The sequence below is a fragment of the Pseudomonas sp. KK4 genome, assembly GCF_001984065.1.
Lineage (GTDB): Bacteria > Pseudomonadota > Gammaproteobacteria > Pseudomonadales > Pseudomonadaceae > Aquipseudomonas.
In genome coordinates, this window is sequence record NZ_LYVP01000017.1 from 45359 (window position 1) to 64334 (window position 18976).

Genomic DNA, 18976 nt, shown 5'->3' on the forward strand with positions numbered 1-18976 from the left:
CTGAATGCGCGCGGTGCCCGGACCTCCATCGTCGGAACGCCGCCCGGAACCGGCTCGCTCCCACATTCGATTTGCGCCCAACCTACTACCAAATAACGAGAGCCCCTCCTGCCAACGGCGCATTCGTCTGGCCGGCGGGGCTCTCTAGTATCGGTGCATCGCCTGTCGGTCCGACAGGCCTCGACCCAGACAGAGGCTCACCATGATTTACGCACAACCCGGAACCCCCGGTGCCGTCGTTTCCTTCAAGGCGCGCTACGGCAACTTCATTGGCGGCGAGTTCGTTGCGCCGGTCGATGGCCAGTATTTCACCAACACTTCACCGGTCAACGGCGAAGTGATCGCCGAATTCCCGCGCTCGAGCGCCGCCGACATCGACAAGGCCCTCGACGCCGCCCATGCCGCCGCTGACGCCTGGGGTAAAACCTCGGCTCAGGACCGTTCGCTAACGCTGCTGAAAATCGCTGACCGCATCGAGCAGAACCTGGAAATCCTCGCCGTCACCGAAACCTGGGACAACGGCAAGGCCGTGCGCGAAACCCTGAACGCCGACGTGCCGCTGGCCGCCGACCATTTCCGTTACTTTGCCGGCTGCATCCGTGCCCAGGAAGGCGGCGCCGCCGAAATCAACGAACTGACCACTGCCTACCATTTCCATGAGCCACTGGGTGTGGTCGGGCAGATCATCCCGTGGAACTTTCCTCTGTTGATGGCGGCGTGGAAACTCGCCCCGGCCCTGGCCGCCGGCAACTGCATCGTGCTCAAGCCTGCCGAACAGACGCCCCTGTCAATCATGGTCTTCGCCGAACTGATCGCCGACCTGCTGCCGGCCGGTGTGCTCAACATCGTCCAGGGTTTCGGTCGCGAAGCCGGTGAGGCGCTGGCCACCAGTAAGCGCATCGCCAAGATAGCCTTCACCGGTTCCACTCCGGTTGGCGCACACATCATGCATTGCGCCGCCGAGAACATCATTCCGAGTACCGTAGAGCTGGGCGGCAAATCGCCGAACATTTTCTTCGAAGACATCATGAACGCCGAGCCACAGTTCATCGAGAAAGCCGCCGAAGGCCTGGTGCTGGCCTTTTTCAACCAGGGGGAGGTGTGCACCTGTCCGTCCCGCGCACTGGTGCAGGAGTCGATCTACGAGCCGTTCATGGCTGAAGTGATGAAGAAGATCGTCAAGATCAAGCGCGGCAACCCGCTGGACACCGAAACCATGGTCGGCGCCCAAGCGTCGGAGCAGCAATACGACAAGATCCTCTCGTACCTGAACATCGCCCGGGAGGAGGGCGCCGAGCTGCTCACCGGCGGCGCGGCCGAGCGTCTGGAGGGTGACCTGTCCAGCGGCTACTACATCCAGCCAACCCTGCTCAAGGGCACCAACAAAATGCGTGTGTTCCAGGAGGAAATCTTCGGGCCGGTGGTGGGCGTCACCACCTTCAAGGACGAAGCCGAAGCCCTGGCCATCGCCAACGACACCGAGTTCGGCCTCGGCGCCGGCCTGTGGACCCGCGACATCAACCGCGCCTACCGCATGGGCCGGGCGATCAAGGCCGGGCGCGTGTGGACCAACTGCTACCACCTGTACCCGGCCCATGCCGCGTTCGGTGGCTACAAGAAGTCCGGTGTCGGCCGCGAGAACCACAAAATGATGCTCGATCACTATCAGCAGACCAAGAACCTGCTGGTGAGCTACGACATTAATCCGTTGGGGTTCTTCTAACTCACTGAACCCATTGCCCCTCTGTGGGAGCGAGCCTGCTCGCGATTGCGGTCCGACATTCAATGCTGAATGTGCTGACCTCATCGCGAGCAGGCTCGCTCCCACATTGGTTTTTCACATTGCTTGAACGCTGAGGCACACCCCCTACCAACGCACCCCACAACCTCGTTCGAAAGTAGCATTCGGACCTTTCGCGCCCCGTGCATTAATGGCTTTACCGGAATGGCCCGGCATAAGAAGAGGATTGACCCATGTGGACTAAACCCGCGTTTACCGACCTGCGCATTGGCTTCGAAGTGACGATGTATTTCGCCAACCGCTGATCGTTCACCCGGCCAGCCGTGGTGTTGGCCGGGCCTGCCTCCTGGAGCATTGCCCATGCACATCCGCGTTCTCGGCTCCGCCGCCGGCGGCGGTTTTCCGCAGTGGAACTGCAACTGCCGGCAGTGCGCCGGTGTGCGCAACGGCAGTCTGCGGGCGCAGCGGCGCACGCAGTCGTCCATCGTCCTGAGCGACAACGGTGTGGGCTGGTTGCTGTGCAACGCCTCTCCGGACATCCGCGCGCAACTCGAAAGTTTTCCGCTGCTGCAACCGGCACGTCGTTTGCGCGATACGGCGGTTGCCGGCGTGGTCCTGATGGACAGCCAGATCGACCATTGCACCGGCCTGTTGAGCTTGCGCGAAGGTTGCCCGCATGCGGTGTGGTGCACCGAGCGGGTCCATCAGGACCTGAGCAGCGGCTTCCCTTTGTTCAGCATGCTCACACACTGGAATGGCGGTCTGCAGTGGCAGCCGATCGGACTGGACCGCGAACCGTTCCGCATCGCGGCCTGCCCGCAGTTGCAGTTTCGCGCGATCCCGCTGGTCAGCAACGCGCCACCGTACTCGCCCAACCGCGGCAATACGCAGCCGGGCGACACCATCGGCCTGTTCATCGAAGACCTGCGCACCGGCGCTTCGCTGTTCTACGCACCGGGCCTGGGGCAAATCGACGACGAAGTATTGAGCTGGATGCAGCGCGCCGATTGCCTGTTGCTTGACGGCACCTTGTGGCGCGACGACGAGATGCGCGTGTGCGAAGTCGGCCAGAGCCTCGGCAGCGAAATGGGGCATCTGCCGCAGAGCGGGGCGGGTGGCATGCTGGAGGTGCTGGAGGGATTTACCCGGCAGCGCAAGGTGCTGATCCATATCAACAACACCAACCCGATACTCGACGAGGACTCGGCGGAACGGGCGTTGCTGGAGCGACGGGGGATCGAGGTGGCCTATGACGGCATGGACATTGTGTTGTAGCCCCTGGCCCCATCGCGAGCAGGCTCGCTCCCACACGTGGTGGGGGTGTCAGCAACTGATCCCGCACATCCTGATCAACCAGAGTCCCCTGTGGGAGCGAGCCTGCTCGCGATAGCGCCAGACCCAGACACCCAGAATCTTCCGGAGACCCGCAATGAACGAAACCCCCTTGACCCCCGCCGAGTTCGAACAGGCCCTGCGCGCCAAGGGGGCCTATTACCACATCCATCATCCCTTCCATCAGGCCATGTACGCCGGTCGCGCCACGCGCGAACAGATCCAGGGCTGGGTCGCCAATCGTTTCTATTACCAGGTGAACATCCCCCTGAAAGACGCCGCTATCCTCGCCAACTGCCCCGACCGCGACGTGCGCCGCGAATGGCTGCAACGGATTCTCGACCACGATGGCGTGCCCGGCAGCGCGGGCGGCATCGAGGCCTGGTTGCGCCTGGGCGAAGCCGTGGGGCTGGACCGTGAGCGGATCCTGTCCCAGGAACTGGTACTGCCGGGGGTGCGGTTTGCCGTGGATGCCTACGTCAACTTCGCCCGGCGTGCTTGCTGGCAGGAGGCGGCCAGCAGCTCGCTGACTGAATTGTTCGCGCCGCAGATCCACCAGTCGCGACTCGACGCCTGGCCGACGCATTACCCGTGGATCGACGTCGGCGGCTACGACTACTTCCGTACGCGACTGGGCCAGGCGCGGCGTGATGTCGCGCATGGCTTGCGCATCACCCTGGCACACTACGTCACCGTCGAAGCCCAGCAACGCATGCTGGAAATCCTGCAATTCAAGCTCGATGTGCTGTGGAGCATGCTCGATGCCATGAGCATGGCCTATGAACTGGAGCGTCCGCCTTATCACACTGTCACCCGGGACAACGTCTGGCATCGGGGGGGCACGCTGTGAGCCTGATCAAACGTGCACACGCGCCGATGCTGCGCCGGGGTTTTCGTCTTCAGTGGGAGCCGCGCCAGAACGGTCACGTGCTGCTGTACCCCGAGGGCATGATCAAGCTCAATGCCAGCGCCGGGCAGATTCTCGGCCTGGTGAATGGGCAACGCAGCGTGGCGGACATCATCGATTCACTGTCGGCGAGTTTCCCCGGTGTGCCGGGGATCGACGAGGATGTGCTGGCGTTTCTGGAGGTGGCCCATGCGCAGTTCTGGATCGAGTGAAGCACCGCCCGGCCCCCCGTTGTGGCTGTTGGCCGAGCTGACTTACCGCTGCCCGTTGCAATGCCCATATTGCTCCAACCCGCTGGACTTCGCTCAACAGGGCGCGGAGTTGAGCACCGATGAATGGATTCGCGTGTTCGCCGAGTCGCGGGCCATGGGCGCCGCGCAATTGGGCTTTTCCGGGGGCGAGCCGCTGGTGCGCCAGGACCTGGCCGAGCTGATCAAGGCTGCACGGGACATGGGTTACTACACCAACCTGATCACCTCGGGGATCGGTCTGACCGAAGGCAAGATCGCCGAATTCAAGGTGGCCGGGCTCGATCACATCCAGATCAGCTTTCAGGCCGCCGACGAAACGGTCAACAACCTGCTTGCCGGCTCACGCAAGGCCTTCGCACAAAAACTGTCGATGGCCAGGGCGGTGAAAGCCCAGGGTTATCCGATGGTGCTGAACTTCGTCACCCACCGGCACAACATCGATCGCATCGACCGGATCATCGACCTGTGCCTGGAATTGGAGGCGGATTTTGTCGAATTGGCCACGTGCCAGTTCTATGGCTGGGCCGAACTCAATCGCGCCGGCCTGCTGCCCACCCGTGAGCAACTGCAGCGTGCCGAACGCATCACCCAGCAATACCGCCAGCGCCTGGAAGCCCAGGGGCACCCGTGCAAGCTGATCTTCGTCACCCCGGATTACTACGAAGAACGCCCGAAAACCTGCATGAATGGCTGGGCCAACCTGTTTCTCGACATCACCCCGGATGGCACCGCGCTGCCGTGTCACAGCGCCCGGCAATTGCCGGTGCAGTTTCCCAACGTACGTGAGCACAGCATCGAGCACATCTGGAAGGATTCCTTCGGCTTCAACCGCTTTCGCGGCGATGACTGGATGAAGGAACCGTGCCGCTCCTGCGATGAAAAACACAAGGATCTCGGCGGCTGTCGCTGCCAGGCGTTCATGCTCACCGGCGATGCCGAAAATGCCGATCCGGTGTGCAGCAAGTCGCCGCACCACGCCGTCATCCTTAAGGCCCGCGAAGAAGCCGACGCGCCGGGGCAGGGCATGGAGCGCCTGACGTTGCGCAACGAAAAAGCGTCGCGCCTGATCTATCGCGGATAATCAAACACCACAAATGCCATTGTTTGGGGCTTGCTCGCAAAAGCGGCGCACCTTTGAGCAAATCATTGACTGACACGCCGCTTTCGCGAGCAAGCCCGCTCCCACAGAGGCGCTCTGTGAATCCATCAATTGGTCTGATTGCATTCGCAGCCGGATGGGTTAGTGTGGCTTTACCTTTCAAAACAATAAAAACAGGCTTTCCAATGAGCCAGAGTCTCAGCCAGCTGCGTAAATTCGTTTCGCCTGAAATCATCTTCGGTGCCGGATGCCGGCACAATGTCGGCAATTACGCCAAGACCTTCGGGGCACGCAAGGTGCTGATCGTCAGCGACCCCGGGGTGATCGCCGCCGGGTGGGTGGCCGATGTCGAGGCCAGCCTGCAGGCGCTGGGCATCGATTACTGTTTGTACAAGGATGTGTCGCCCAACCCGCGGGTCGAGGAAGTCATGCTCGGCGCCGAGTTGTACCGCGAAAACCATTGCGACGTGATCGTCGCCGTCGGTGGTGGCAGCCCGATGGATTGCGGCAAGGGCATCGGCATCGTCGTTGCCCACGGTCGCAGCATCCTCGAGTTCGAGGGCGTGGACACCATCCGAGTGCCGAGCCCGCCACTGATCCTGATCCCGACCACCGCCGGCACGTCGGCGGACGTGTCGCAGTTCGTGATCATTTCCAACCAGCAGGAACGCATGAAGTTTTCCATCGTCAGCAAAGCGGTGGTGCCGGACGTGTCGCTGATCGACCCGGAGACCACCCTGAGCATGGACCCGTTCCTGTCCGCCTGTACCGGCATCGATGCACTGGTGCACGCCATCGAGGCCTTCGTTTCCACGGGCCACGGACCCTTGACCGACCCCCATGCGCTGGAGGCGATGCGCCTGATCAACGGCAACCTGGTGCAGATGATCGCCAACCCGACGGACATTGCCCTGCGCGAGAAAATCATGCTCGGCAGCATGCAGGCCGGGCTGGCGTTCTCCAACGCGATCCTCGGCGCGGTACACGCCATGTCCCACAGCCTCGGCGGCTTCCTGGACCTGCCCCATGGCTTGTGCAACGCGGTGCTGGTGGAGCACGTCGTGGCGTTCAACTACAGCTCGGCGCCGGAGCGGTTCAAGGTGATCGCCGAGACGTTCGGCATCGATTGCCGTGGGCTCAATCACCGGCAGATCTGCGGGCGTCTGGTCGAACACCTGATCGCCCTCAAGCATGCGATCGGCTTCCACGAAACCTTGGGCTTGCACGGTGTCAGTACGGCGGACATTCCGTTCCTGTCGCAACACGCCATGCATGATCCGTGCATCCTGACCAATCCGCGCGAGTCCAGTCAGCGTGATGTCGAGGTCGTCTATGGCGAAGCCCTCTGACGACCAGCAACGGGCACTGGCCGGGTTACTCGGTTTAAGCAGCCACTCGGCGCGCAAAAGCCATTACCCCGAACTCAACGCGCGCCTGGACGAACTTGAAGCCGAGCGCAATCGCTACAAATGGCTGTTCGAAAATGCTGTCCACGGGATTTTCCAGGCCAGCCTGCTGGAAGGGATGCGCGCGGCCAACCCCGCCTTGGCGCGCATGCTGGGTTATCAAAACCCGCAGGAAGTGCTGTTTTCACTGGCGGACCTGGCGAGCAACCTGTTTGTCGGCGGTGCGCAGGAACTGGAAAACATCGGCGAAATCCTCCGCCACCAAGGCAGCCTGCATGGGTACGAAACCCAGTTGCGGCGCAAGGACGGCAGCAGCCTCGACGTGTTGATGAACCTGTTGCTCAAGCCCGATCAGGAGGGGCTGGTGGAAGGCTTCGTCGCCGACATCACCGAGCGCAAGCTGGCGCAGCAGCGCCTGCAACAACTCAATGACGAACTGGAGCAGCGGGTGACCGCGCGTACCGACGAGTTGCTCGAGGCCAATCGCAACCTGCAGCAGCAGATCACCCAGCGCAAGCAGATCGCCGAAGCCTTGCGCGATGCCCGTGATGCCGCCGAAGCCGCCAACCGCAGCAAGGACAAATACCTCGCGGCGGCCAGTCACGACCTGCTGCAACCGCTCAACGCCGCGCGCTTGCTGATTTCCACTTTGCGTGAGCGCAAGTTGCCGAAAGTCGAGCAGGTGCTGGTCGAACGCACCCATCAGGCCCTGGAGGGTGCCGAAGACCTGCTCACCGACTTGCTGGACATTTCCCGGCTCGATCAGGCAGCGGTCAAGCCGGATGTGGCCTTGTACCGCCTCGACGAGTTGCTCGGGCCGCTGGTGTCGGAGTTTCAGTCGGTCGCCGCGGCCGCCGGGTTGGGTTTGCGTGTTCACATGGGCAACTACGCCATTCGTACCGACCTGCGCCTGGTGACCCGGATCCTGCGCAACTTCCTCAGCAACGCCTGCCGCTACACCGATCAGGGCAGCATCCTGCTCGGGGCCAGGCGTCGCGGTGACTATTTGCGGCTAGAGGTCTGGGACACCGGACGTGGCATCCCGGCCGATCGCCTTGACTCCATCTTCCTCGAGTTCAATCAGCTGGATGTCGGCCGCGCCGCCGACCGCAAGGGCGTCGGCCTGGGGCTGGCGATCGTCGAGCGGATCGCCAAGATCCTCGACTACCGGATCCAGGTGCGGTCGCGGCCGGGGCGCGGCTCCCTGTTCAGCATCGAGGTGCCGATTTCCACGCAGGTGCCATTGCCCATCAGCCTCGCGCCGCCGCAACCGGGGACGGGCAATCCGCTACCGGGCCGGCGTTTGCTGGTGCTGGACAATGAAGTGAGCATTCTGCAAAGCATGAGCGCGTTGCTCGGGCAGTGGGGTTGCGAAGTGGTCACTGCCACCGATGAAGCCGCCGCGCTGGCGGCGTTGAACGGGCAGGCGCCGGAACTGATCCTGGCGGACTACCACCTCGACCACGGCGTGGTGGGCTGTGAAGTGGTGCGACATCTGCGCGAACATTTCCGTCGCACGATTCCGGCGGTGATCATCACGGCGGATCGCACCGATCAATGCCGGCGCTCGCTGCAAAGGCTCGATGCACCGATGCTGAACAAGCCGGTCAAACCCGGCAAGCTGCGGGCGGTGCTGAGCCAGATGCTGGGTTAGACGAGCGCGCGATAGTGCAGGCTCAAACCCAGCTTCGTGCTTTGGTCCTGCTCCAGCAACACCAGACCGGGGCGCCCCGGCAGATGATGGGCGTTGACCGGGTGGCTGACCGGTTCGATGCAGAAAAACCCCAGGCCCACCGGGCAGTAGAGCAGGTAATAGTCGCTGCCGGTGGCCTGGCATTGCAGTTCGTAGCCCAGGTCCGGTTGCTGGATCAGGCAGTGACCGTCCCATTGGCAAAAACCATTGTCGACCAGGGTGTCGGGTAGCGCCTTGGCCTGCTGGAAGTTCCAATCTGCGGGCAAACTGGCCAGGTGTGTCGGCAGTTTGCTCGCGTCACACTGCCAGACTTGTTCGGCCGGGGCCTTGAGACGGGTGTTCGCCGTGCGTGGGAAGTACGGATGCAAGCCGAGCCCATGCCAGGCAGCGCTTGGGGCCAGATGAGTGACCTGCAGTTCGATGCTCAGGCGGCCTGCGTTCAGGTGAAAACGCTGACGGGCGCGATAGGCGAACGGCGTGCTGCTGTCCAGTTGCAGGATCGTTTCGTTGGCGGTTTGAGACACCACCTGCCATGGCTGCTGCCAGGCGCTGCCATGGATCGGCAGGGGATCGGTGAGGCTGTTGGGGAGCAGCGCCAGCCAGCCGTCCGGGCAATCGAAACCGCCCTGAGCGATGCGGTTGGACCAGGGCACCAGCGGGAAACAGCCGAGTTTGCCCGGCAGGCCGGTGTCCAGGGCGTGCGCATCGGCGTGACGCAACAGTGGCTGGCCGGTGTCGCGCACCGTCCAGTTGACGATGCTCGCGCCCAGTTCCGGGGCGAGGGTGAGGTAAGTGAGTTCGTCTTCGAGTTCGAGCAAAGTGATTGTCATAGTAGGTTCATGGGTTCAAAAGGCCTTTGTGGCGAGCGAGCATGCTCCGTCGCCACACGGAGCATGCCGGCCGGTTACAACACCAGATGCGGCAACCACAGCGACAGTGCGGGAATGTAGGTCACGGCCATCAGCACCAGGAACAGCACGCCGTAGAACGGCAGCAGCGCCTTGACAGTGGATTCGATGCTGACCTTGCCCACCGCCGACCCGACAAACAGCACCGCACCTACCGGCGGCGTGATCAAGCCGATCCCCAGGTTCACCAGCATGATCATGCCGAACTGCACAGGGTCCACGCCGATACCGAGAATCACCGGCATCAGGATCGGTGTCAGGATCAGGATCAGCGGCGCCATGTCCATCACCGTGCCGAGCAACAGCAGCATGACGTTGATGCACATCAGGATCACGTAACGGTTGTCCGACAGGGTCAGGAACATCGTGGTGATCTTCGCCGGGATCTGCATCAGGGTCATGATGTAGCCGAAGCTGGCGGCGAAGCCGATCAGGATCATCACGATCGAAATGGTCCGCACCGTGCGGTGCATCAGCTTCGGCAACTCGCTCCACTTATAGTCGCGATAGATGAACATGGTCACGAAGAACGACCACAGCACCGCAATGGCCGCCGACTCCGTCGCAGTGAAAATCCCCGACAGGATGCCGCCGAGGATGATCACCATGGCCATCAGGCCCCACATGGCTTCGCCGCAGATCTTCAGCGCTTCGCGCATCGGAATGACTTCGCCCTTGGGGTAGTCACGCTTCTTGGCGAAGATCAGGCACAACACCATCAGGCACGCGCTCATCAACAGGCCCGGGACCACGCCGGCCATGAACAGCGAGGCGATCGACACGGTGCCGCCCGCTGCCAGCGAGTAGAGCACCGAGTTGTGGCTCGGCGGCGTCAGCAGCGCTTGTACCGAACCGCTGACGGTCACCGCCGTGGCGAACTCCCGTGGATAGCCGCGGCGCTCCATTTCCGGAATCAGCACCGAACCGACGGAGGCGGTATCGGCCACCGAAGAACCGGAGATCGCGCCGAAGAAGGTCGAGGCCATGATGTTGACCAGCGACAGCCCGCCACGCACGAACCCCACCAGCACCCCGGCAAACGCCACCAGCCGCCGGGACATGCCGCCCTCGGCCATGATCGCGCCAGCCAGGACGAAGAACGGAATGGCCAGCAGCGAGAATTTGTTCACGCCCCCGGCCACCTGGATCATCAAGGCCTGGAACGGAATATCGATCCACCACGCGCCGATCAGCGCTGAAAGCCCCAGGGCGTAGGCGACCGGCATGCCGATCAGGATCAACGCAATAAAGCTGCCCAACAGAATCAAAGCGTCCATTCAGGCAGCCCCTTCGTTTTCTTCAACCAGGTCGAAACGCACGACCCGCCGGTTGCTCTGGTCACCGAGCAGCAGTTTTTCCACAACAAAGACCAATGTCAGCAGACCGCCCACCGGGATCGGCATGTAGGTGATGCCGACGCGCAGGGTGGGCAGGGCGCTCATGAACTGGTTCCAGGTCGACAGGCACAACTTGGTGCCCCAAAGGGTCATGAACAGGCAGATGGTTGCCATCAGCAATTGCGAGAAGATGCTCATGCCCCGGCGCAGGCCGGGGGACATGCGATCGGTAAGCATCGCCACCGCCATGTGCGCACCGGCGCGATAACTGGCGGCGGCGCCGATGAAGGTGAACACCATCATCAGCAGAATCGCCGTGGGCTCGGGCCAGCTGGAGCCCGTGCCGAGGACGTAACGGGCGAACACGCCCCAGGGGATGATCAGGGAAATGGCCAGGACCGACAGGCCAGCGACCCAGATACAGGTCATGTACAGCCGGTCGTTGATGCGCAGCACTAGATTCTTCATCGGGTTTCACCGTAACCGGGCGCCCACGGACGTCTACCCACGTCCATGGCGCCGGGCCTTTCAGGGAGGCTGGGGGCGTTACTGAACCGCTTCGATACGCTTGATCAGGTCGGCGTAAGGCGCGCCGTATTTCTCGCGGATCGAGGCGGTCGCTTCGTAGAAAGGTTTCTTGTCGACGGTGATGAACTCGACGCCAGCGGCTTTGAGCTTTTCTTCACTGCTGGCGGATTTGGCGTCCCACAGGACGCGTTCCTGGGCCTGGGCGGCCTTGGCGGTTTTCCTCACCAGCGCCTGTTGCTCGGGAGTGAGTTTTTCCCAGGTGATTTTCGACATCACGATGGGCTCGGGCAGGATCAGGTGCCCGGTCAGGCTGTAGAACTTGGCGTTCTGGTAATGGTTGTGTTCCAGCAGGGTCGGCGGGTTGTTTTCCGCGCCGTCGATCACGCCGGTCTGCAGGGCGCTGAAGATTTCACCGGTGTCCATGGCGATGCCATTGCCGCCCATGGCATTGATGGTGTCGATGAACATCGGGTTGCCCTGCACGCGGATCTTCATGCCCTTGAGGTCTTCAAGGCTGCGCACCGGTTTCTTGGTGTAGATGTTGCGCGTGCCGCCATCCATCCAGGCCAGGGCCACCAGGTTGAATTCGGAGTTAGTGATCTTGTCGAGGATCTCGTCACCGACTTCGCCGTCGATGACCTTGCGCATGTGCGCCTGGTCGCGGAACACGAAGGGCATGTTGAACACGTTTACATCCGGCACCACCGGGCCGACGATGCCGAGGCTGACGCGGGCCATCTGGATGGCGCCGACCTGGGCTTGTTCGATGACCTCCTTTTCCGAGCCCAGCACACCGCCGGCGAACATCTTGAAGGTCAGTTTGCCGTCGCTTTCAGCCACCAGGGTCTTGCCCAGTTGCTCTTCTGCGACCACGGTCGGGTAGCCTGCGGGGTGGATGTCGGCGAATTTGATTTCCAGTGCCTGGGCGGCACTGCTGAGGGTGAACATCAACGGAAGCGAAGCGGCGAGCAAGGTGCGTTTGAAGTCCATGGGGTGTTTCTCCAGTCTTGTTATTGTTGTATTCAAAGGCGCAGCGGTGCAGCACAAACGTTTACAGCGAATCGTTGAACAGGGACTCGGGCAAGCCGGTTACGCCGGGATCAAGGGCGAACACGCCGCCGGCCAGGGATTGAGGGTCATTGTCGTCACCGGGGCGGATCGAGGTCACGAACAGCGTGTCCAGTCGACTGCCGCCGAAGGCGCACATGGTGGGTTTTTTCACCGGGACGGCGAGGGAACGGTCCAGTCGACCGTCCGGGGTAAAGCGGTGGATCAGCCCCGCGTCATTGGCGCAGATCCAGTAGCAGCCGTCGGCGTCCACCGCGGCGCCATCGGGGCGACCGGCGAACTGATGCATGTCGACGAACACTCGGCGATTGGAGGGCGTGCCGCTGTCGATGTCATAGTCGAAGGCCCAGATCTGCTGGACCAGCGGGTGGGAGTCGGACAGGTACATCGTGCGCCCGTCCGGGCTGAAGCCCAGGCCGTTGGGCACGATGAAACCGCCCAATTGCGCCGCAAGGGGCCCGCGTTGCCCGGCGCTGTAGCGATACAGCGTACCGTCGGCGGCGTTGGCGCCCATGTTCAGCACCATGCTGCCGGCCCAGAAGCGCCCCTGACGGTCGCAGCGACCATCGTTGAGGCGCATGTCGTCACGGGCATGGGCGACGAAGGCCAGCGGTTGGCTGTCGAGGCTGCCGTCGTGGTGCGGGCGCAAGTGGAAGAAGCCGCTCTCCATGCCGGCGACCCAGCCACCGTCGGGGTGGCGGGCGATGCAGGCGAGCATTTCAGGCGTCTTCCAGGCCTCGACCTGTCCGGTCGAAGCGCTCCAGCGTTGCAGGCCCCCGGCGGGAATATCGACCCAGTACAGGGCGTTTTCCCCGGGGACCCAGACCGGGCTTTCACCGACCGCATTGCGGGCATCGACGATCAATTCGGCTTGCATGGCGACGCATTCCCTTGGTTTTTGTTGTCGGGATCCAGTGATCGGTGTGGCTTCAGTCGCCGAACGGGCCGGCGGCGCAGAAACCACCGCCCTGATACACCCGCGCCGGGTCATCGGCGGCCGGCAGCGGCTGGGCTTCGACTTTTTCGCGGAACACTTCGGAGGTGTCCTTCGGGACATAACCCAGGTGCGCGGCGAAACGGTTGTCCCACCAGATGTCTTTGTTGTCGGACATGCCATAGACGATGGTGTGGCCGACATTCGGGGTGTACAGCGCGCGTTCGAGCAGTTGCGTGAGGTCGTCGAAGCTCAGCCAGGTACTCATCATTCGACGGTTCTGCGGTTCCGGGAACGAGGAGCCGATGCGCACACTGACGGTTTCGATGCCATAGCGATCGAAGTAGAAGGTGGCCATGTCTTCGCCGTAGGACTTGGACAGGCCGTAATAGCTGTCCGGACGGTGCGGGCTGCGGGCATCGATGACTTCATCCTGCTTATAGAAGCCGATGACGTGGTTGGAACTGGCGAAGATCACCCGCTTGACGCCATGCCGGCGCGCCGCTTCGTAAATGTGGAAAACGCCGCAGATGTTGGCGCCGAGGATCTGTTCGAAAGCATGCTCGGTGGACACGCCACCGAAGTGCAGGATCGCGTCCACGCCTTCGACCAGTTGATGCACCGCTTGCTTGTCGGCGAGGTCGCAGGGCACGACTTCTTCGCGATCATCGATGGCGGGTGCGATGTTGGCGATGTCCGACAGGCGAATGACATTGGCATAGGGGCGCAGGCTTTCGCGCAAGACCTTGCCCAGGCCACCGGCGGCACCGGTCAGAAGCAGGCGATTGAAAGGGGCGCAAGCTGTTGCAGTGGTCGTCATGGGCTTTCCTGGACGGCGGTCGTTATTGTTGGATTTGTTGTAGGTTGTCGTACGACTAGGTCGAAGTATTGTTAAGGTTTCTGGTTCTTGTCAACGTGCCAGTGATGGAAATTGACGGAGGGTCAGGCGTCAACGATAACGCGGGGAGCCTGACACCCCCGCGTTGTTCCGGGGTTGATCGCGAGTGTGCTCGCTGCGCAAGGGCGCGCGTTACAACAACGAAATCGGGTAGCTGACGAAGATCCGGTTTTCGTCGAATTCGTTGGTGCTGAAGTCCTTGCGGATGCTCGCGTTGCGCCATTTGACGTTGAGGTTTTTCAGCGGGCCGCTCTGCACGGTGTAGGTCAGTTCCGATTCGCGACCCCATTCCTTGCCATCGGTGATGGTGCCGGTGTGCACGTTGTCGCCGCTGATGTAGCGGTTCATCAGGGTCAGGCCGGGAATGCCCAGGGCGACGAAGTTGTAGTCGTGGCGCAACTGCCAGGATTTCTCCCGGGCGTTGTCGTAGCTGGAGTTGTAGCTGTCGTTGGCCAGGGTGCCGCCACTGGTGCCGTTGACGCGCATCCAGACATCGTCGCCGCTGAGTTTCTGCAGGCCGACGTAGAACGTATGGCCGCCGTACTTGGCCGAGAGCAGGGCAAACGCGGTTTTGTTATCCAGGTCGCCGGCCAGGGCACTGCCGTCTTCCTTGCCGATGAAATAACCGAGGTTGGCGCCCAGGGTCCAGTCGCCGATCGGCTGGCTGTGGCTGAGGTTTAAGTACTGCTGCTGGTAGATGTCGCTGAGCTCGGCGTACCACAGGCCGACCTGGGTGCGCTTGTCGTTGAAGGCATATTCGCCGCCACCGAAATTGAAGCGGTCGGACTTGAACGCTGTTTTGCCGTTCATGAACATGTCTTCCATGCTCGCATCGTTACGCGGGCTGTTCTTGCGGAACTGCCCGCCGTAGAGCGTCAGGCCACTGATCTCGGTGGACGTCAGCTGGGCACCCTCGAAGGTTTGCGGCAACGAACGGCCATCGTCGGAGCGCAGGATCGGCAATACCGGCATCCATTCGCCGACTTTCAGTTCGGTCTTGGACACTTTGCCCTTGAGCGCCACTCCCAGGCGACCGAAGTTGTCGGCCGGGCGGCCGTCGCTGTGGATCGGCAGCAGCTGCGTACCGCCAGTGCCTTTGCCGCCGTCGAGTTTCTGCGAGTACAGCCCCAGCACATCCACACCAAAACCGACCGGGCCCTGGGTGAAGCCGGATTTGGCGTCGAGAATGAAGTTCTGCGTCCACTCTTCAGCCTTGCCCTGGGGGTAGGCGGGGTTGGTGAAATTACGATTGAAGTAGGCGTTGCGCAGGTTGAGCGTGGCTTTGGCGTCATCGGTGAAACCGGCGGCCTGGCTGGTGACAGGCAGAGCGAGGGCCAGGCTGGTGCATCCGATAAGGCTCAGGGTATGACGGCGGGCGAGTTTGATACGTTTGTTGCGAACGGACGAATTGCGGGCGAGTTTGCTCACTGTGACGCTCCCTTCTTTCTTGTTTTTATTGTTTGTTATACGTTGTCGTACAACATTGGGGCGGATATTTGCGGGGTTTTTGCGGGTTGTCAACCGAAAGTTATACGATGACTTGCGGGGGAGGGCGTGAACGTCAGCCAGCAATCATCGGCGGCAATGTGCCCAGCAGTGAAACCGCTGCCACCGCGCCCATGCCCAGCAACCATTCCAGGGTCACGCTCAGGCGCAACGTCGCCAATCGCTGGTCGCAGTGATCGATCCGCAGCCGGTTGAACAACGCCAGCCCCAGCATCGCGCCCACCAGCGCGACCTTGATCAACAGGATCAAGGCAAACCCGGACAACAAGGGGGTCGGCCAGAGTGCGCCGGTCAGGGCCCGCACATTGATCAGGCCGGTGATCAGCAAGCCGGCCACCAGGCCATAGCCGACACCGCTGAAGCGCCGCAACATTGCATTGAGGCGATGTCCGTGGGGGCGACGCAGGATCATCACCAGCAGCAGCAAGCCGCCCAGCCAGGCGCTGACGCAGGTCAGGTGCAGCAGTTGATTGAGGATCAGCAGTTGGCCTTGGACACCCTCGAACATGGCGCCGTGACCGACCGGGGCGAGGGTCGCCAGCAGCAGGCCGGCGAGCAGGAGTTGCAGGGGGCGGCTGGCGCGTAGCGACGTGAGCAACACCACCAGAAGCAACCCGTTGATCAACAAATGCCAACGCCAGACCTGGCCAAAGAAGGTCCGGCCCAGCACCCGGTGCAACGTCGCAGGATCGAAGGCCGCAGCGCCGGTACCGGCCATGCTGACGGTGACCAGCAACAGCCAGCCGACACCACTGGCCAGCGCCACGGCCACCAGCCAGCGGCTGAGGCGGGCCAGTGGTTGATCCAGCGTCGTATCACGCTCAAGCAGCAACGGCTTGAAGACCCAGGCCCCAAACAGCATCAGCACCACGGTGAAATGCAGGAAACGGCAGAGCACCATCGCGCTGCTCATCAATTACTGGCCAACCGTGAACGCGAACGCGCCTTCGCTTTTGTGGGTGTCGACCGACACCACATGCCACTCGACCTTGTAGTCGCCCGCAGTCAACGGCACCGCCGGGGTAATGATCAGGGTTTTCTTGTTGCCACCCTGAGTGGCCAGGCTTTTGACCAGCACATCCTCGCCGTCCCTGGTGATCGTTACTTTGCAGAAGTCGGCTTCGACGCCTTCGGAAAACACCAGGCTCAGTTCCGCGGGCGCACTGACGGTGCTGTCGGCCGCAGGCGTCTGGCTTTGCAAGTGGGCGTGGGCCCACACCGAGGATGCGGCCAGGGAGCCGAGCAGGGCGGCGAGGGGCAGGATGTTCTTCAAGCGCATGTTCAATACCTCGGCGGCAGGTTCGATGTGAACGCAAGTCTAGTCGCGGCGGGCCGGTTGCACGAAGTTTGCGCCCGGCCTGTCGCCGCGAGGTAGAGCGGATGCTAGTCTTGTTTAACGCTGTTGTCAGGGAGCCCTCATGGGCAATCACAAGATCGAGATTCGTCGCAGTAACGTCGAGAAAATTCTGCTCGCGGCCGAAAAGGTCTTCGCCGAAAAAGGCTTCGGCAGCACCGCCATGGCCGACATCGCCGCCGAGGTGCAGCTGCCGCGTTCCAACCTGCATTACTACTTCAGCACCAAGACCGAGCTGTACAGCGCCGTGCTGTTCGACCTGCTGGAAGTGTGGAAGCAGGACGCGCTGTGCTTCGAGATGTTCGACGACCCGCGGGTGGTGCTCAGCAGCTACATCCGCGCCAAGATGAACCACTCGCGCAGCCGGCCCTACGGCTCGAAAGTCTGGGCCAACGAAATCATCCACGGCGCCCCCACCCTGGGCGAAGCGCTGGACGCCAGCCTGTACGACTGGGCCAAGATGAAAGAAGCGAAGATTCGCCAATGGGTGGAAGACAAACGCATCCTGCCGGTGGAACCCTCGAGCCTGCTGTACATGATCTGGGCCTCGACCCAGCACTATGCCGACTTTGATCATCAGGTGAACATCCTCAATGATCATCAGCCGCTGTCGGACATGCAGTTCGAGCGGGCGGTGCAGACGGTGACGCAGGTGATCTTGCGGGGGATCGGGTTGGAGCCTTGAGTTTTCAGCGTTCTGGCGGGCCCTTTCGCGAGCAAGCCCGCTCCCACAATGGAATACGGTCCAAGGTGGGAGCGGGCTTGCTCGCGAAGGCGCCTTTTCAGACACCGCAGGCCGAACAATACAATAGACAGTCCTTCAGTGCTTAGTTACCTCTGTAGCCCAGGGCGCTCTGTGCATAGTATTTTTCTACGCTGGTTTTTTTGATTTTCAGTTGTTGTTTTATGATCTTAAGGCCATAGCGTTGTTTGGCGTCACCACTTTCGGCTCCACGTAACTCATCTCGCATGTTGCTGAGTTTTGTTATCTGTTTTCTTGTGGCAACCGTTTTGAATTGGTTATTTGATTTGTTGAAGTCATACGAAGCTTCAAAATTTCTTAACTCCACTGTCTTGCGTGACAGGTCGCTTTCGGGGATGACGCGCGCCATATCAGACGGCAAATGTTCAGGCAGGCTTACAAGTTCGGAAGCTTGTGCTTGCACCCTGGGTACCCGTACTGACCTGCCCATAATGGGTTCGTCCAATAAAGCCGTCAGAATCGGATATTTTTTTGCCAATCTGTTTCGTGTGATCGTGGCGGCAGTTTGTTTTATCGTGGTTAAGTCAATTCCGGGTGCAAATCCGGAAAAATTCCATGGTTTAAATAGAGCAAGCAGGGAAGTTCCAGTCGGGTCGAAAAAGTTGATCGGGTCATTGCTGCAATAGGCGTAGGCATTAATCCCTCCTTTATCAAAAGGACTTAGTTCATCCGGGCTGTTAAAGCGCATTGAAAGAGGATTATAAAATCGTCTGCCTTGCCCGAGTGGATAGTGGCCCGTGACATTGTCTGGGTATTCGCCGTTGAAACCGTGCAGATGACGTGAACCACTTTCTGTCGGGTGATAGCCGTAAGCGCTGTAGGAAAACTTCTGCAGGTTTTTGCTTGAAACTGTTTGCAGCAGCGAATGGGCTTGGTCGGTAACCAGCAGTTCGGTTTCCATAACACCCGATTCACTGTGCTGCTGCGCCAATGGCTTCGCTTGATGGCGCAGGATCGTTCGCCGATCCTGTTGCTCAAGTTCGTTGACCAAATGGTCCCCTTGATAAAAACGCCGCGAGGGATTGTTTGGCACGAGCCCCGCGCCCGTGAGCCGGTCCAGCGGGTCGTATTCATAGCGACACAGGATTTTCAATGAGGGGGCCGACATGACGGGATCCACACTGTCAGAGTGACTTCGAGTCAGCTTCGAAGAAATTGCGAGTGGCGTCTACTAGCAGAAGTGATAGGTGGGAGTTTTCAGGGTTCTGGCGGGCCCTTTCGCGAGCAAGCCCGCTCCCACAATGCAATGCA

At 61.4% G+C, this 18976-nt stretch carries 19 protein-coding genes; 9 read left to right on the forward strand and 10 right to left on the reverse strand.

Annotated elements, in window-relative coordinates; genetic code table 11:
• Positions 1-202 precede the first annotated feature (202 nt).
• The 8 genes from B0W55_RS08960 to B0W55_RS08995 all read left to right on the forward strand — a co-directional run bounded on the left by B0W55_RS08960 (position 203) and on the right by B0W55_RS08995 (position 8390).
• Positions 203-1723 carry an aldehyde dehydrogenase family protein gene (locus B0W55_RS08960; protein ID WP_077045648.1) on the forward strand — a complete coding sequence of 507 codons (1521 nt, stop codon included), beginning with the start codon at positions 203-205 and terminating at the stop codon, positions 1721-1723.
• A 251-nt stretch (positions 1724-1974) separates the two neighbouring features.
• Positions 1975-2046, forward strand: a complete 72-nt coding sequence (gene pqqA / locus B0W55_RS08965; RefSeq protein WP_003253598.1) for a pyrroloquinoline quinone precursor peptide PqqA — start codon at positions 1975-1977, stop codon at positions 2044-2046.
• A 55-nt stretch (positions 2047-2101) separates the two neighbouring features.
• Entirely contained in the window at positions 2102-3016 is a 915-nt protein-coding gene (gene pqqB / locus B0W55_RS08970) for a pyrroloquinoline quinone biosynthesis protein PqqB (protein ID WP_077045649.1), read from the forward strand.
• A 154-nt stretch (positions 3017-3170) separates the two neighbouring features.
• Positions 3171-3923 carry a pyrroloquinoline-quinone synthase PqqC gene (gene pqqC, locus B0W55_RS08975; protein ID WP_077045650.1) on the forward strand — a complete coding sequence of 251 codons (753 nt, stop codon included), beginning with the start codon at positions 3171-3173 and terminating at the stop codon, positions 3921-3923.
• The gene (gene pqqD, locus B0W55_RS08980) at positions 3920-4192 is read left to right on the forward strand and encodes a pyrroloquinoline quinone biosynthesis peptide chaperone PqqD (protein WP_077045651.1); all 273 of its coding nucleotides are present in this window, start codon (positions 3920-3922) and stop codon (positions 4190-4192) included. Before pqqC ends, pqqD begins: the two co-directional genes overlap by 4 nt.
• Positions 4170-5312 carry a pyrroloquinoline quinone biosynthesis protein PqqE gene (pqqE, locus tag B0W55_RS08985; RefSeq protein WP_077045652.1) on the forward strand — a complete coding sequence of 381 codons (1143 nt, stop codon included), beginning with the start codon at positions 4170-4172 and terminating at the stop codon, positions 5310-5312. The genes pqqD and pqqE overlap by 23 nt, the downstream gene beginning before the upstream one ends.
• A gap of 203 nt (positions 5313-5515) precedes the next feature.
• The gene (ercA, locus tag B0W55_RS08990) at positions 5516-6679 is read left to right on the forward strand and encodes an alcohol dehydrogenase-like regulatory protein ErcA (protein ID WP_077045653.1); all 1164 of its coding nucleotides are present in this window, start codon (positions 5516-5518) and stop codon (positions 6677-6679) included.
• On the forward strand, positions 6663-8390 hold the full coding sequence (locus tag B0W55_RS08995; protein WP_077045654.1) for a NahK/ErcS family hybrid sensor histidine kinase/response regulator: 1728 nt from the start codon (positions 6663-6665) through the stop codon (positions 8388-8390). Before ercA ends, B0W55_RS08995 begins: the two co-directional genes overlap by 17 nt.
• On the opposite strand, the gene B0W55_RS09000 is transcribed toward B0W55_RS08995, so the two are convergent.
• The 9 genes from B0W55_RS09000 to copC form a co-directional block, all read right to left on the reverse strand.
• Complete coding sequence (locus B0W55_RS09000; RefSeq protein WP_077045655.1) at positions 8387-9259, reverse strand: aldose 1-epimerase; 873 nt, start codon at positions 9257-9259, stop codon at positions 8387-8389. The two genes, B0W55_RS08995 and B0W55_RS09000, sit on opposite strands and share 4 nt — an antisense overlap.
• A 74-nt stretch (positions 9260-9333) precedes the next feature.
• Complete coding sequence (locus B0W55_RS09005) at positions 9334-10614, reverse strand: TRAP transporter large permease (RefSeq protein ID WP_077045656.1); 1281 nt, start codon at positions 10612-10614, stop codon at positions 9334-9336.
• Positions 10615-11142 carry a TRAP transporter small permease gene (locus B0W55_RS09010; protein ID WP_077045657.1) on the reverse strand — a complete coding sequence of 176 codons (528 nt, stop codon included), beginning with the start codon at positions 11140-11142 and terminating at the stop codon, positions 10615-10617. It lies immediately after the preceding gene.
• A 78-nt stretch (positions 11143-11220) separates the two neighbouring features.
• A complete protein-coding gene (locus tag B0W55_RS09015; protein WP_077045658.1) occupies positions 11221-12192 on the reverse strand; it encodes a TRAP transporter substrate-binding protein in 972 nt (323 codons plus the stop codon).
• Between the two features lie 61 nt (positions 12193-12253).
• A complete protein-coding gene (locus tag B0W55_RS09020; RefSeq protein WP_077045659.1) occupies positions 12254-13147 on the reverse strand; it encodes an SMP-30/gluconolactonase/LRE family protein in 894 nt (297 codons plus the stop codon).
• Positions 13148-13199: 52 nt separating this feature from the next.
• Positions 13200-14024 (reverse strand): NAD(P)-dependent oxidoreductase, encoded by an 825-nt coding sequence (locus B0W55_RS09025; protein ID WP_077045660.1) that lies wholly within the window; start codon positions 14022-14024, stop codon positions 13200-13202.
• 210 nt (positions 14025-14234) lie between these two features.
• Positions 14235-15530 (reverse strand): OprD family porin, encoded by a 1296-nt coding sequence (locus B0W55_RS09030; RefSeq protein WP_077045661.1) that lies wholly within the window; start codon positions 15528-15530, stop codon positions 14235-14237.
• A 133-nt stretch (positions 15531-15663) separates the two neighbouring features.
• Positions 15664-16521 (reverse strand): copper homeostasis membrane protein CopD, encoded by an 858-nt coding sequence (gene copD / locus B0W55_RS09035; protein ID WP_077045662.1) that lies wholly within the window; start codon positions 16519-16521, stop codon positions 15664-15666.
• A gap of 3 nt (positions 16522-16524) precedes the next feature.
• On the reverse strand, positions 16525-16887 hold the full coding sequence (gene copC, locus B0W55_RS09040; RefSeq protein WP_077045663.1) for a copper homeostasis periplasmic binding protein CopC: 363 nt from the start codon (positions 16885-16887) through the stop codon (positions 16525-16527).
• 139 nt (positions 16888-17026) lie between these two features.
• Between copC and B0W55_RS09045 the strand changes: the two genes are divergently transcribed.
• Positions 17027-17647, forward strand: coding sequence for a TetR/AcrR family transcriptional regulator (locus tag B0W55_RS09045; protein WP_077045664.1), 621 nt, complete (start codon positions 17027-17029; stop codon positions 17645-17647).
• 142 nt (positions 17648-17789) lie between these two features.
• Here the strand turns inward: B0W55_RS09045 and B0W55_RS09050 are convergent, their stop codons facing one another.
• Positions 17790-18833 carry an RHS repeat-associated core domain-containing protein gene (locus B0W55_RS09050; RefSeq protein ID WP_077045665.1) on the reverse strand — a complete coding sequence of 348 codons (1044 nt, stop codon included), beginning with the start codon at positions 18831-18833 and terminating at the stop codon, positions 17790-17792.
• Positions 18834-18976: the final 143 nt, after the last annotated feature.